The following is a 14,029-nucleotide window of genomic DNA, read 5'->3' on the forward strand; positions in this document are numbered from 1 at the left end:
GTCAGTCGTCGTCACCGAGTTGCGCAACGGCGCCAATGGATTTCAGGGCGAAGGCGCCTTGCGTCACGATTGTTTCGTCGCCGCGAAGACCGGAGCGGACGATCACGCGGCCGCCGTCTTCGAGGCCGGTGACGACGGGGGTTGGGCGAAAACGCTCCGGCGTTTCCTGCACGAAGACAAAATCCCGCCCGTCGATCCGCTGCACGGCGTCAGAGGGGACGGTCACACCGGTCTGCTGCGCCGTCGTGTGCAGTCGTGCGTCCAGCATGGCGCCCGGCCGCAAGGCGCCGTCTGGATTGGCGACCTCGGCGATGACCCGAACCAGGCCGTTCGTCGGGTCGGCCGCCTGATCGATGCTGGCGATCTTTCCGCTCCATGGCCACGCGCCGTCGCCTTCGGTCTGAGCGTCGTCTCCGTTGTTCGTTCCCTGTCCGGCGGGGCGCGCGTCAAAGCGTCCTCCCGGCGAGAGTTGGGCGGCGTTTTCGGGGGCGATCCAGGCGACGAACCAGACACGTGACAGGTCTGCGACGGTCGCTACCTCCGTTCCCGTTTCGATATCAGCGCCGGGGGCTGCGGAAATGGACTGCACCACGCCGTCGACGGGCGACAGCAGCGTCGAGCGTTCGTCCTCGTCGATGCGTTCTGTGACCGAGGTGTATTCTTCCTGAAACCGATGGCTGATCGTGCCGACGTCGGCTTCGCGCGCCGCCAGATTGGCGTCCGCCTGCTGCAGCATTGCTGTCCTGCGCTGGAGTTCGCCTTGCGACACCGTAGCGCCCACCAGCGCGCGTCCCCGGTCGTAAGCCAGCCGCGCGTCGGTCTGCTCGGCGCGGGCGGCGGCGAGGGCTGCCTGCGCCTGCGCGCGTTGCAACTGCGCCACATGCAGCGCGTGGTCGGTGTAGTCGATAAGCCCTTCGCCGCGCTTCACCTTCTGTCCGGGGATGACGCTCACGGCCAGAACCTTGCCTGAGCCTGCCGGGCGCACATGGACGACCAGCCGGGTGTCCGGCTGAATCTGGGCCATGGCGGGCAACGTGCGTTCCAGCGTTTCGCGGGAAGGGTGACCAGTGACGACGCTCTCTGTTTTCTGGGCGGCCAGACTCATCGTCACCATGCTCGCGGCGGAGGATGTGCTGGCGACGTCCTGAGCGGTTGTGGAGGCGCTGGCTGCAACGGGTTTTGCCGCCGTGGGCGCCGTCGTAACGCTCTTGGCGGGTGAAATTTTGGGTGCGGAGGCCACGGTTATGGCCGCCACGCCCGAACCTGTGGATGTGGAGGTTGTGGCCATGGTCGCGGCGGGTAGGAACGTCAGGAGCATTGCGGCGACGGCTGCGGTGACGGCCTTCGGGCGCGCGCGGAGCGGGAGCCTGGCGTTGAGCGGTTTTTGAAGCGCGAGGTGCTGCATGGAGGTTGGGGGGCCTGCGATGTCCACGCGGATGCATATCATACGAACCTGACGGCGCGCTGAATGACGCAGGACGCCGTTACGGCCATGAGGCGCGCGTTCTCAGGGTTGACAGATCGGGCCGTGAGCGGCTTCCTCCGACGCCTCATTTTACGCGCGGTTCCGGCGCGGCTCACCTCAGACAGGACTTCAGCAATGCATCCGTATCGCACCCATAGCTGCGCCGCCCTTCGGGCAGAAGACGCCGGCGCGACCGCGCGTCTCTCGGGCTGGGTGCACAGCAAGCGCGATCATGGCGGCCTGTTGTTCATCGACCTCCGCGACCATGCGGGCATCACCCAGATCGTCATCCCCGCCGGGTCTGTGGTGATGGATGCCGCCGAGGCCGTCCGCGTCGAGAGCGTGGTCACTGTGACGGGCGAAGTCGTGCTGCGCGACGGGGCGACGCGCAACCCAAACCTGCCGACGGGCGATATCGAGGTGCGCGCCAAGGAATTCGTCGTGCAGTCCGCCGCCGCCGTGCTGCCTTTCCAGGTCGCTGGACAGGAGCACTACCCGGAAGACCTGCGTCTGAAATACCGGTATCTCGACCTTCGTCGCGACAAGGTGCGCCGCAACATGATGCTGCGCGCGCAGGTGATCGCGAGCCTTCGTCGCCGGATGGTTGAGCAGGGCTTCACCGAGTTTCAGACGCCGATCCTGACGGCGTCCTCGCCGGAAGGCGCGCGCGATTTTCTTGTTCCCGCACGCATGCACCCGGGCAAGTTCTACGCGCTGCCGCAGGCGCCGCAGCAGTTCAAGCAACTGGCGATGGTGGCCGGACTGGACCGCTATTTCCAGATTGCGCCGTGCTTCCGCGACGAAGCCGCCCGCGCCGACCGCAGCCCCGGCGAGTTCTACCAACTCGACTTCGAGATGGCGTTCGCGACGCAGGAAGAGGTGTTCGCGACGCTGGAACCCGTCATGGAAGGCGTGTTCCGGGAATTTGGCGGCGGTCGCGAAGTCAGCGCCGCGCCCTTCGTGCGTATTCCTTATGCGGAGGCGATGGCCGTCTATGGTTCCGACAAGCCGGACCTTCGCAATCCGTTGAAGATCAGCGACGTGACCGAAGCGTTCGCGGGTTCGGGCTTCGGCCTGTTCTCCAGGATTGCGGCGGATGGCGGCGAGATCCGCGCCATCCCGGCGCCGGGCGCAGGCGACAGGCCGCGCGGCTTCTTCGACAAGCTGAATAACTGGGCGCGTGAGAACGGCGCTGGCGGTCTTGGCTATATCGTGTTCGAAGCCGATGGCGGCAAAGGTCCGATCGCCAAGAACCTTGAAGCCGAGCGCGTGGAGGCGATCCGCGAGAAGACTGGTCTTAAGGCTGGCGACGCCGTATTCTTTGCTGCGGGCAAGGGCGACGATGTCGCGAAGTTCTCCGGTCTGGTGCGCACGCGCATCGCGACAGAGCTGGACCTGATCGAGAAAGACGCGTTCCGCTTCTGCTGGATCGTCGATTTCCCGATGTACGAACTGAACGAGGAGACGAAGCAGATCGACTTCTCGCACAACCCGTTCTCGATGCCGCAGGGCGGGCTTGATGCGCTGAACACGCAGGATCCGCTGAAGATCAAGGCGTATCAGTATGATATCGTCTGCAACGGCATCGAACTGTCGTCCGGCGCCATTCGTAACCATCTGCCGGAAGTCATGATCCGCGCGTTCGAGATTGCCGGTTATCCAGAAAGCGAGGTCGAGGCGCGTTTCGGCGGCATGCTCAACGCGTTCCGTTACGGCGCACCGCCGCATGGCGGTTCGGCTCCGGGCGTGGATCGCATGGTCATGCTGCTGGCCGACGAGCCGAACATCCGCGAGGTGATTCTCTTCCCGCTGAACCAGCAGGGCGAGGATCTGATGATGGGTGCGCCTGCGCCCGTCGAGCCCGCGCGTCTGAAGGAGCTGTCGTTGGCGCTCGATCTGCCCAAGCCCAAGCCGACGGCGAAGACCGAGCCTACAAACGTCGGCTGACACCTGGTTCACGGAGGCGGATCGTTACGGGCGGCGATTGCGCTCGGACGCGGTTTGCCCTCTTCTGAGCGCATGATTTCGCATAAAGCTCCGGGCGTATGATCATGGAACGATTCAGACCCATGTCAGGAGGTCGGGGAGTCGCGGCCGTAGCGGCGTTGGCAATCATGTGCGGCCCTGCGTCGGCTTTCGCCGCCTCTTCCTCCTCGGAGCTTGCGCAGGCGCCAACGACAGGCGGCGGGAATGCCGCGCCTGCCGCTGCAATTGCGGCTACCGCCGTCACGCCCCCCGGCGTCAATGATGCGGAAATTAGCGCCGCGCCGCATCGTGCGGTCTATGATCTGACTCTCTCAGCCGTCGGTGGAGGGGACGTCGTCGCGGCGAACGGGTCGATGACTTATGCGGTGTCCGATTCGTGCGGCTTCTGGTCCACCGAACAGATGCTGAAGGTTCAGACCGTATCCAGATCCGGTGCGGCGTCGGAGCAAACCTCGGAATACTCTGCGCTGGAAAGCAAGGACGGACGGCAGTTCCAGTTCGCTACGACGCAGAAATCCGGCGACCAGACTGTGATGGTCATACGTGGCGACGCGACGCTCGACGCCGACGGCTCAGGCGTCGTGCATTACTCCGCTCCGAAAAAGAAAACCGTGACCCTGCCGAAGGGGACGCTTCTTCCAATGGCCCATACGCTGGCCATTCTCCACGCGGCGAAAGATGGCGCGCACGATCTCGCGCGTCCGCTGTTTGACGGCACCGGAGCGGACGGCGCGCAGCTAAGCTACGTGTCTATTCTTGGCTGGACTCCTTTGGAAGGCCAGGCGCCGTTCCCTGCGTTGTCTGGCTTGATGACGGCGCGGGTCCGGGTCGCGTTCTACGCCGTCGATCCGGGGGCGATGCTGCCGGATTTCGAGATGGGCATGCGGTATTACGCCAACGGCGTATCCGACAGGCTGGATATGGATTTCGGCGATTTTCGCATGAAGGGCGCTTTGCGAAGCTTTCAACTGAAGCCAAAGCCGAAACGTTGCGGTGCAGGACTTCGTTAAGTCTTGTTCCCGACCATTGACCGGCGGGGAATGCATTCCCATTATTTTATGAAGTAAAGTTCACTGTTCGGCCGGCCTTGCAAGGCGGTCGCGACGCCGCCGGTTTTCGGGGCGTGAGAGGAGTGTGTAGCGTATGAGCGGACAAACCGCACAGGATGTGCTGCGGCCGCGCCTTAAGGCGCTGATCGCGCAGGCTGAATCGGATGGGATCGCGCCGGACGTGACGATCGCCCTGTTGCTTAACCTGCTGGAGACGGAAGATTTCGGCGTCCCCACGCCGCCTGAGGAGGACGCGTGAGCACGGCCGACCCTTATGAAATTCTGGGCGTCGCCCGCATGGCGAGCCAGGACGATATCCGCAAGGCCTATCGCGCGCTTGCGAAGAAATATCACCCCGACCTGAATCCCGGCGACAAGGCGGCGGAGGAGAAGTTCAAGTCGATCAGCCGCGCGAATGATCTGCTGTCCGACGAAAACCAGCGCAGTCGTTTCGACCGTGGCGAGATCGACGGGTCTGGACAGGAGCGCGCGCCGCCCGGCTACGGCGCTGGCGCTCATGGCGGATATCGCGATTTTGCGGACGGGGCGGGCGGCTTCCGATATGGGGGAGGCGGCGGGGGATTCTCTCAGGAAGATCTGGGTGACATTCTTGGCGGTATGTTCGGCGGCGGCCGGGGCGGCTTTGGCCGCAGGTCGGGAGGACCCGAACGCGGCGCCGACCGGTCTTATTCCCTGACCGTACCGTTTGTGGACGCAGTGCTTGGGGCGACCTCACGCATCAACCTGCCGGGCGGCGCGGAGCTTGACGTTCGCATTCCGCCGGGGATTGAGGACGGGCAGGTGCTTCGTCTGCGTGGTAAAGGCGCGCCCGGCCAGCAGGGTGGACCTGACGGAGACGCGCTGATCACCGTTACGGTGACGCCGGACGCCCGTTACACACGGGAAGGACGCGATCTGCGTCAACGGCTGCCGGTTGATCTTAAGACCGCCGTGCTCGGCGGGCCGATCATGGTTCCGACGCCGTCCGGCACGGTGCGCATGAATGTGCCCGAAGGCTCCGACACCGGGTCGGTCATGCGTCTGCGCGGACGCGGCGTCAAAGAGCATGGCGGGCGCGAAGCGGGTAATCTCTACGTCGTTCTGGAGATTCACGTAGGCAAACCTGACGATGCCTTGCAGGCCTTCCTGAAGGATTGGAAGCCGGAAGGAGGCGCCGTCGGAGGGGAGGCGGCATGATTACGATCGAAGTCCTCGCCAGCCGCATTGGCCGGGCGAGCGTTGACGAGATCGAGGCATGGATCAGCCACGACTGGATTCGGGCGGAAGGTGATCCCGGCCATTATGTGTTCAGCGAAATCGACGTTGCGCGAGCCGGATTGATCGTCGAACTCCGCGAGGATCTGGGCGTCGGTGACGACGCTCTGTCCCTAGTGCTCTCGTTGCTGGACCAGCTTTATGCAACGCGTCGGGAAATGCGGCTTGTCGCAGCCGCTCTGAACGGGACGGCGAGCGATCTCGATCCGGATGGGAGCCTCGTTCCGCTGCTGCGTGAAGCCATGCTCCGGCGTCTGCCGTCTTCGCACGAATAATAGCCGACCGGTGTCCGACGTCGCTGGGCGGAACTTAACAGGGGCTGGCGCGTCCCATACTGAGGCTGGCGGGAGAGGCGATGGCGTGATGGATGCAAATCTGCGACAGCGCGAAACCAAAGCCGCCGATCCGACCGTGAAGGCGTTTCTCGCTGAGCTGCGTGATGGCGCTCGCGCCACGAACACGCTGTTCGTGGACGCCGCCAGCATGTTGTTGTGCGATACTGCTTGTTCCGCAAATTTGATTGCTGTGATGGAGCAAGTGGCTGCGGCCATACGTACTGCAGTGAGCACGGGCGACACTTCGGACGACAGTATGATCTCGGCTGTGGAAGCCTGTGGGGGCGGCCACTGTGCGGCTGCGCGGGTAGTTGATTCGAGGGGTGTATTTCTTGGATTGCTGTGCTGTCTGTGGGATGAGGAGCCTGACGGCGACACCCTTGTGATCGGCAAGCAAGCGCTGATGCTGCATGCGAGACTTTTGGGGCGATTTTTGGAAACTGCGAGCCGTCTGGCTGTAGTTGAGGATGAAGCGATGCGGCGCGAGCGGTTCATCGCCGCGCTGACACACGATCTGCGAAATCCTCTTGCTGCGGTATTGGCCGGTTTGCGGTTGCTGGAACGCAAGCCCGACCGATGGAACGATTTCGTTCCGCAGATGAGGCAGTCTGTCGGCAGGATGAACAGATTGATTGACCGGGCATTTGATCTCGTCGACCTGCAACTGACCGGGGTGACGTCCTCTGACGGGACGGCCGATGGTATGGATGAACCGGGAGCAAGCTGCGTCGACGCTGACCGTGCCGACAGTGTTTCGGTTGCAAAACTCGGAGATTTGCGGGTGAGGACGCCCGAAAGTCTGATTCTTGTGTTGCGCGAGGTCGTTGAGGAGTTCAGGGCGGCCCAGCCAGAGGTCATCGTCACGACCGATTTCAACCTTCTGGCGCCGGTTTACTGCGACAATGATCGGATGGCTCAGCTTTTGGCTTCTCTTCTTTCCTCTGGGCGGGCGCTGGAGTTAGCTGAGCAGACTATCGCAGTGACAGCTGTGTCCGGGCCGCAGGGGTTTGAATTGGATGTGCTTGCGAACCCGGCTGCTGAGGTGCGGGATATATCCTCACATATTCAGGATCCGTTTGATGGTGGAAGCAGAAACGATCGTTCGCTCGACCTTGGGTTTTATGTCGCCGCTATAATCGCGCGCCTGCATGGAGGAGCGATTGTGGCGGTTCGCGAGGGGGAGGCGACGCGGTTGATCTTTCGCATCGGGACAAATGCCGGACCGGGGCGCCAGGCCTCAGGCTCAACGCTTGGGATAGAGGATAACGGATCGCGGGCATAAGCGCAGTATCTGTGTCGAGCGGTGGTGAGTTGGCAAAAGAATACGTACGCTTTTTAAATGGCAGACCTGCCTGATAGATCATATGAAAAGCGGCACGACGCCTCGCTCATTACATAGACTATGGAATTCCGAATTCAAATCTTCTTTTTTGTAACGATGTCGCTGTAAGGCGCCCGTAAGGAGCGCCTGATCGATCAGAAGGATGCCAGCGTTCGTCACGTCGACGCGTTTAGTCAAAAATCGGTTTAATCGACTCCTCCGACGGTCGAACCTTCGTCACATCTGATGGCTTCAAGGCGTCAGTGTAGTGATTGCCGAAATGTGTGCGCACGTAATTCACGATAGCTGCGATTTGACTATCGGAAAGTTTGTCTGCGAACCAAGGCATTCCGCCGAACCCGTTTGCGACGACGTAAGCGGGATAACTGCTCGACGCAAGTTTTGGGTTTCCACTCAATGCAGGAAAGTGAGCTGCTCCCTCTGCTCCTTTTGCGTCCGCCATATGGCATGCCTGGCATAGCGTCTGATACAGGACGCGACCGTCAGTGGTTGTCAGTTTGTTCGTTGTAATCGCATCTGCGCTGTCCGCCCATGCGACGTTGGGAAGGCAGGCCAATGCTATCAACATTAAAGCAAGTTTGTGCATTAGCCGACTCCCGAAGCGCGCTTGTGCAACTGCTCAATTGCGTTGATGGAGGAAAGCACGGATCCCTCCTGCCATCCGCCAATGTACGAAGCGTGTTCACCCGCAAGAACAATACGATTGTCCATAGTGCACAGGTTCTTATAATGATCTTTGCGGCGCTGCTCGCTCCAGATTGAAGAGCATCCCATAGCCCAAGGGACGCGGCTCCAGGCGACAGCGACGCCGGAGGAGTATTCCTTACGGTATTGCCTATGAATTTTTTCGCCCGAAGCTATCGATGCTTCGATCCGCTCGGCGGGCGTCATTCCGGCAAAGCGAAACGCCTGCACGTCTTCCCACAGATAGGCTCCCAGAAGAACGGCCTTGCCATTGGAGAAGTATTTCGTGCTTGGGTAAGATATTTGCGTAATTGGAAGATCAGTGAACGAAATTCCTCCATATATTTGCTCATCTTCCTCCCAGAATCTGCGGTTAAATTCCAACCCGACTTTTATGGCTGGAGCATAAGGCACGGCGGCGATTGCTGCGCGCATCGAGCCGCTCACCTGAATGTCAAGTTGAGACAAAATGGACAGTGGGATGGTGCAAATACAGTAGTCGGCCTTTGCTACACGAGTGGCGCTTCCATGCGCGTCATCCGTGTACGTAACGGATACGCCTGAATCATCCTGATGAATTGCGGTGACCTTGCATCGGAGATTAATGACGTTTTGCAGCTGTTTTTGAAACGCCTTTCCGATCTGATCCATGCCGCCAACAGGCTGGAACATGCTTGTCTGATGATTGAGAAGCGAGTTTACGGAAATCGCCTGCCATAACCCGGAGCTGAAAATATCTCCTCTGGAAAGCGGCGTCGATGTGACGGACGGGCCGTCCAGACCGCCGCCGGGCGGCTTTTCGTAACCTCGACGCATCGAAGTCAGATCGCTTTTCTTGTAAGCATAGGAGGCGTCAAGCATGCCGCAACTTTTTAGAGACTGTAGAATATGCTCTCGCTCATCGGCGCTGATTTCATTGTCCAGAGCGTGCTGATTTACAGATTTTGCCAAAAGCTCTGAAACATAACCAGAGTAGTCGGCGTCCACTACGCGATACCTTTGTGGTGCGCCACTGAAGGCCGTGCTCGAATGCACATAGGCGTTGTGGTTGACCTGAACAAAAGGTTCCAGTTCGACGCCCAGCGTGCGGCAGTAATGCAGGACGGCCTGGTGATGATAGGGTATCCGCCAAGGACCAGGATTAAAGTAATTGCCTTGGGCAAACCCTACACGCTGGACAGCGCCGCCCAGTTCTTCAAAGGTGTCTCCGCCGCGAAGGGAGAAGTTTCGCCCGCCGGCCCGGTTTTGATATTCAAGAATTTGAACTTTGTAGCCAACTTTTTGTAATTCATAGGCAGCGACCATGCCTGCCAGACCAGACCCGAGGATCAGAACGCTTGTTCCCGGCCGAGCGCCAGACAATTTGGGCGGGTTGACGAAATCACTTGGCGCAGCATGACCGAGGCTCGTCATCGCCTGATAAAGGGCTCCGGCCCCAGCAACCGCTCCTATTCGCGACAGGAGTTGTCGCCGCGTGGCGGCCGTCTCGTGCTCTGGCATGAAAAGTCATCTCCCCGAAATATGCTGACAAAAAATATTATTTGCGCGCAACAGTCAATCAACCGACTCAATGTTCATATAGCCAATCTGACGTCGAAACTTCTTCAAAGCATCGAAGATCCATCGCCTCGGCTTGAGCCAGATATCAAGGCGAGTGGCCAGTTCGGGAACGACGACGTGTGGCTTGCGTCGCTTGGAAGTTTCGATGCTGCGGAGCATTTCGCGGCGCCCCGCCGGGGCAATGGAGCTGCTTTTGGTCACGTAAAATGCCGAGATCGTGTCGCGCGATCCACTAAGGATGACGAGTGGAAATTTGCTCGGCGGGTTCGTGCGGGCGCACGCGGTTTATTGCTGATAACTGGTGTCGTGAGATTGCTTGGCACACGGCGCGTCGCCTCTTGCGCCAAGCTTTTGGGGCGATATTTACGGTGGGTGGTTATTCGGTCGCACGATGCACTCCAGGTGACACTCGTTTTAGAAGCGAAACACTGGCAGTTCGATATGCTGGCTGGATGTTGCGCCGTCCATTTTGAAGACGGCGGAATTTTCGGACTGCAACGTGAAAGACACGACGCGTCCATCCTCGCTGGTTTTCCATGCGTTGGCGCCATCAGGAGCGAGGGCGTAGTCAGCTTTGCCTCCCTTCCGCAGGAAGTCCGGCAGATGAACAAGCAGACGGCTTGCAGGCCCGGCCGCCCGATTTGCGCTGACGGTGATCGCGGGCAGGCCCATCGACGCCCATGATCCTGCCGTTTGCGGAGCCGTGTAGACGACGCTGGTCTCCTGTTTCGGCGCTGCGGCGTGAGAGTGGGTTACGTTCACGGCCAGTCCGAGAGCGAGGGCGGGAAGGATGAGAGAGCGGCGCATGAAAAGCGTTCCTCGGAAAATGAGCGGTATGAACATCCGCATTTTGTTGCAGCTCTGCCCCACGTCGGAAAATTCGTCCAGTGTGTGTGATCAGATTTGCACGATATCGGAGAAATCGAACGTGACGCCGGGCGGGTTCTCTCCGATCCGAAGGCGGTTGGGCGAAAGCATCCGGTGCGGCGGAACGGGCAAGTTATAGGGTGCGGGAACGCCGGTAAAAACGCGGCCCGCGAGATCGAATTTCGAACCGTGGCATGGGCATGCGTAACCGCGTCGTGTCGGGTCCGTAGCACCCGACGCATAAGCGGGGACGCAGCCCAGATGGGTGCAGACGCCTACGAGCACGCCATATTCGGGAGAGAGAGAGCGGTGCCAATTCACGGCGTAGGGCGGCTGTTGCAGCGTTTTTGAGTCAGGATCGCGAAGGCGAGTCCGCAGTTCGGGCGTTTTCAGTTTCTCCAGCGCCTGTGGCGAGCGTCGTGTGATGAAGATCGGGTTTGATCGCCAGAGCACTGTCACCTGCTGCCCTACGGCGAGCGTGGACAGATCCACGTCGATCGGGACATTGGCGACGTTGGAGTCAGCAGGGACGAGGCTTTCCAAAAACGGCCAGCACAGTGCGCCTGCGCCGACCGCGATGGTGGAGGCCGTCACGAGCGTCAGAAGATCTCTGCGCGGTGGGCTTTCCGGAGGGGAGGGCGCCGCGGCGCCGGGAGCAGAGCCGGTCATGTGCGCCTTGTTATCCGGTTGCCCTTAACGGGCGCAAGCGAGGAACGCGCCTCAGTTCGCGCCGTTGGGGATGAGGTGGAATGTCCCCGGAGAGCCCTGATCGGAGAAGACCTGCCGGTCGACGCGGTCAACCTTGAGGGTGAACAGCTTCGGTAGCGACTTGTCTGGATTTGGGCATGATCCGGAATGTTTCTCCATCACGTCGATCTTCGTGCCGTCGGGCGGGCTATTGCCGTCGACGATAAACAGCAGGCAGTCCGGGCGGTCCCCGGTCATGCCGTTATGCGTGACGACGTTGCGTAAATGTCTGACCAGAGCAGAATCGTCGAACCAGCTTGTAGGCTGGAATGTATAGCTGTCGACCATGCGGTCGAGGATGCCGCTTCGCGCCAGAAAGATCGCGCCCAAACTGAGGGGCACAACCATGATCAGCCTGCGGATGATATGCTGGCGCAGGGTGCGCGGTTTTTTACCGAAACCGACGCCGGGGCGGCCGCTCGTGGATTTGTCGCCCGGGCGAGGGGAGGTCTTGCGAAACGCCATTAAAAATCTTCCAGCCATTTTGACCCGTCGCGTGCGAGCAGGTCCTTCGATGAATCAGGTCCCCAGGTCCCGGCCTTGTATGTTTCCAGAGCACGTGCGTCTTCTTTCCAGCCAGCCAGGATCGGTTCGACCCAGCGCCAGGAGGCTTGCACTTCGTCACGACGGATGAACAGGACGGGATCGCCCTGAACCGCGTCCATCAGCAGTTCTTCGTATGAATCTGGGTAACGTGTGTGGAATTGCTCGGGGTAGGAAACGTCGAGCGTCGCCTCGCGCAGACGGAATTCGTCCTTCGATGGGTCCTTGCTGGAAAGTGTCAGCGAAACGCCTTCATGGGGCTGCACGCGAAGCACCAAACGGCCCGGTTGCGGCGCGTCCTGAAAGATTGGCCAGGGCTGGGGACGGAAGGTGATGACGATCTCGGTAGCCTTCTCGGCGAGGCGCTTGCCGGTTCGCAGATAAAAAGGAACTCCGAACCAGCGCGGCGTCCGTACCTCGGTCCGAATGGCGAGGAAAGTCTCGGTGGTGCTTTTATCGTCGCCAAGGTCGGTGAGGTATCCGTCCACGGCTTTCCCGTCGATCTTACCGGCGACGTATTGCGCACGTACGGTGTCATTGGCCACGGCCTCCGGGCTCATCGGCTTCAGGGCGCGCAAAACCTTGAGTTTTTCATCGCGGAGGTCCGCCGCTGTCAGCGATGCGGGAGGCTCCATCGCGACGAGGCTGAGAACCTGCAACAGGTGGTTCTGCACCATGTCGCGCAAGGCTCCGGACGTGTCGTAATACGGGCCGCGCGCGCCGACCCCGACCGTCTCAGCAGCGGTTATCTGCACACTCAGAATCGTGCCGGAGTTCCATGACCGTTCGAGCATGGGGTTGGCGAAACGGAGAGCCAAAACGTTCTGAACGGTCGTTTTTCCGAGGTAGTGATCGATACGGAAAATCTGCTCTTCTGAGAAGTACTTGCCCACGCCGGTGTTGATCTCTTCGGCCGAAGCGAGATCGACGCCGATTGGCTTTTCCAGAACGATCCGGGTGTGGGGAGAGATCAGTTCCTTGTCCGCGAACGCAGCGGCCGTCGATACATAGAGATTCGGAGCTGTGGCGATGTAGAACACCCTTGGGCGGTCTTCATGGCCGTCAAGAAGGGATTTCAGCGTGCTCCAGTCGGCTTCCTTGTCCGCAGCGTCCAGCGACGCGTACTGCACGAGCTCCAAGAACGCTTCAGCCTGCGCTGCATCATATGAATCGCTCGGGACGAATTCCTTCAGCGCCTTGGCGCCGCGTTCACGGTATTCCTCGGACGACAATTTCGAGCGCGCGACGCCGATGATCTGGGTGCCTTCCGGAGCCTGTCCCAGGCGGAAGCGTTGATAGAATGCGGGAAGCAGTTTCCGCATCGTCAGGTCGCCCGTGGCGCCGACGATGACGAAGTCGAAGGGATCGGTCTGTGTCATGACGGCCTGCGCATTGCGGGGCTCATCGGTTGGCTGATCGATTTCGGACGGCTGGCCATTGCGCGCAGATGCAACCATCAGGGGACTCCGTTCTGGGTGAAAAACGGCCGGCGACCGGGCGTTGGCGCCGGTGGCGATAGGCTTGCCGCTGTTTGACTGAACGTTGGACGTCGATTTTCAACGCCGTACGCGTCGTCGCGTTCCGATCGGAAGCGATGCGCGAGCGAGCGCCCCCCTATAATCCGATCATTCGTCTGGCGCCAGCCCATCATGGCAGCGGGGAAAGAGTGTCTGCTCCGGCGGAGTGGGGCAATTCGTCGATTGACCACGGGACGGTCGCCGGGATAATGCCGCGCGTTCGTCGTTTTGCGGCGTTCGGACAAGCCGCTGTCATGGCGCGACCGCCTTTCGGCGTAAGGGCGTCATCTTCGGCGTCGAGCAACAGAGATGGAGTGATGCGGAGATGGACACCGATATGGGTTCGGGCGGCGAAGACGCCGCAGTTGGCGGAATTGCAGTAGATCGCCTTCGCAGCATCATCGAGCGGGTGGAGCGCCTTGAAGAGGAGCGCAAGGCGCTTGCGGGAGACATCAAGGACATTTTCACCGAAGCCAAGTCGGCCGGTTTCGATGTGAAGGTGATTCGTCAGATCATTCGCCTTCGTCGACAGGAGCCCTCGGAGATCGAGGAGCAGGAGACACTGCTCGACATCTACCGTCGCGCTCTGGGTATGTGAGTGCTACCGCCGTCAGGACTTCTGACGCGCGACAAGCCCTTGTCTGTGAAACCGGCGCGCA

Annotated in this window: 15 protein-coding genes; 7 read left to right on the forward strand and 8 right to left on the reverse strand. The window is 60.6% G+C overall.

Annotated features, from left to right (window positions below; all coding sequences use genetic code 11):
- Position 1: 1 nt before the first annotated feature.
- Positions 2-1,405: an efflux RND transporter periplasmic adaptor subunit gene (locus tag J2D73_RS07850; RefSeq protein WP_207881050.1), complete on the reverse strand. Its 1,404-nt coding sequence runs from the start codon at positions 1,403-1,405 to the stop codon at positions 2-4.
- 195 nt (positions 1,406-1,600) lie between these two features.
- Between J2D73_RS07850 and aspS the strand changes: the two genes are divergently transcribed.
- From aspS to J2D73_RS07880, 6 genes are all read left to right on the forward strand, one after another.
- The gene (gene aspS, locus J2D73_RS07855; RefSeq protein WP_207881051.1) at positions 1,601-3,412 is read left to right on the forward strand and encodes an aspartate--tRNA ligase; all 1,812 of its coding nucleotides are present in this window, start codon (positions 1,601-1,603) and stop codon (positions 3,410-3,412) included.
- 122 nt (positions 3,413-3,534) lie between these two features.
- Entirely contained in the window at positions 3,535-4,461 is a 927-nt protein-coding gene (locus tag J2D73_RS07860; protein WP_207881052.1) for an EipB family protein, read from the forward strand.
- Between the two features lie 133 nt (positions 4,462-4,594).
- Positions 4,595-4,759, forward strand: coding sequence for a hypothetical protein (locus tag J2D73_RS07865; protein WP_207881053.1), 165 nt, complete (start codon positions 4,595-4,597; stop codon positions 4,757-4,759).
- The gene (locus J2D73_RS07870) at positions 4,756-5,697 is read left to right on the forward strand and encodes a DnaJ C-terminal domain-containing protein (RefSeq protein WP_207881054.1); all 942 of its coding nucleotides are present in this window, start codon (positions 4,756-4,758) and stop codon (positions 5,695-5,697) included. Before J2D73_RS07865 ends, J2D73_RS07870 begins: the two co-directional genes overlap by 4 nt.
- Entirely contained in the window at positions 5,694-6,050 is a 357-nt protein-coding gene (locus J2D73_RS07875; RefSeq protein WP_207881055.1) for a chaperone modulator CbpM, read from the forward strand. The genes J2D73_RS07870 and J2D73_RS07875 overlap by 4 nt, the downstream gene beginning before the upstream one ends.
- An 88-nt stretch (positions 6,051-6,138) precedes the next feature.
- The gene (locus J2D73_RS07880; protein ID WP_243429781.1) at positions 6,139-7,392 is read left to right on the forward strand and encodes a sensor histidine kinase; all 1,254 of its coding nucleotides are present in this window, start codon (positions 6,139-6,141) and stop codon (positions 7,390-7,392) included.
- 229 nt (positions 7,393-7,621) lie between these two features.
- Here J2D73_RS07880 and J2D73_RS07885 read toward each other — a convergent pair whose 3' ends face one another.
- The 7 genes from J2D73_RS07885 to zwf form a co-directional block, all read right to left on the reverse strand.
- Complete coding sequence (locus J2D73_RS07885; RefSeq protein WP_207881057.1) at positions 7,622-8,038, reverse strand: c-type cytochrome; 417 nt, start codon at positions 8,036-8,038, stop codon at positions 7,622-7,624.
- Positions 8,038-9,636, reverse strand: a complete 1,599-nt coding sequence (locus tag J2D73_RS07890; RefSeq protein WP_243429766.1) for a flavin monoamine oxidase family protein — start codon at positions 9,634-9,636, stop codon at positions 8,038-8,040. The genes J2D73_RS07885 and J2D73_RS07890 overlap by 1 nt, the downstream gene beginning before the upstream one ends.
- Before the next feature lie 54 nt (positions 9,637-9,690).
- Positions 9,691-9,897, reverse strand: coding sequence for a hypothetical protein (locus J2D73_RS07895; protein ID WP_207881058.1), 207 nt, complete (start codon positions 9,895-9,897; stop codon positions 9,691-9,693).
- 213 nt (positions 9,898-10,110) lie between these two features.
- Entirely contained in the window at positions 10,111-10,503 is a 393-nt protein-coding gene (locus J2D73_RS07900) for a hypothetical protein (protein WP_207881059.1), read from the reverse strand.
- 90 nt (positions 10,504-10,593) lie between these two features.
- A complete protein-coding gene (petA, locus tag J2D73_RS07905) occupies positions 10,594-11,232 on the reverse strand; it encodes a ubiquinol-cytochrome c reductase iron-sulfur subunit (RefSeq protein WP_207881060.1) in 639 nt (212 codons plus the stop codon).
- Positions 11,233-11,283: 51 nt separating this feature from the next.
- A complete protein-coding gene (locus J2D73_RS07910; protein WP_243429767.1) occupies positions 11,284-11,775 on the reverse strand; it encodes a hypothetical protein in 492 nt (163 codons plus the stop codon).
- Positions 11,775-13,232: a glucose-6-phosphate dehydrogenase gene (zwf, locus tag J2D73_RS07915; protein WP_207881139.1), complete on the reverse strand. Its 1,458-nt coding sequence runs from the start codon at positions 13,230-13,232 to the stop codon at positions 11,775-11,777. Before zwf ends, J2D73_RS07910 begins: the two co-directional genes overlap by 1 nt.
- A gap of 463 nt (positions 13,233-13,695) precedes the next feature.
- On the opposite strand from zwf, the gene J2D73_RS07920 reads away from it, so the two are divergent.
- Positions 13,696-13,968, forward strand: coding sequence for a DUF2312 domain-containing protein (locus tag J2D73_RS07920; protein WP_026396645.1), 273 nt, complete (start codon positions 13,696-13,698; stop codon positions 13,966-13,968).
- Positions 13,969-14,029: the final 61 nt, after the last annotated feature.

Origin of the sequence: Acetobacter sacchari, from assembly GCF_017377715.1 — a bacterium.
Taxonomy (GTDB): domain Bacteria; phylum Pseudomonadota; class Alphaproteobacteria; order Acetobacterales; family Acetobacteraceae; genus Acetobacter; species Acetobacter sacchari.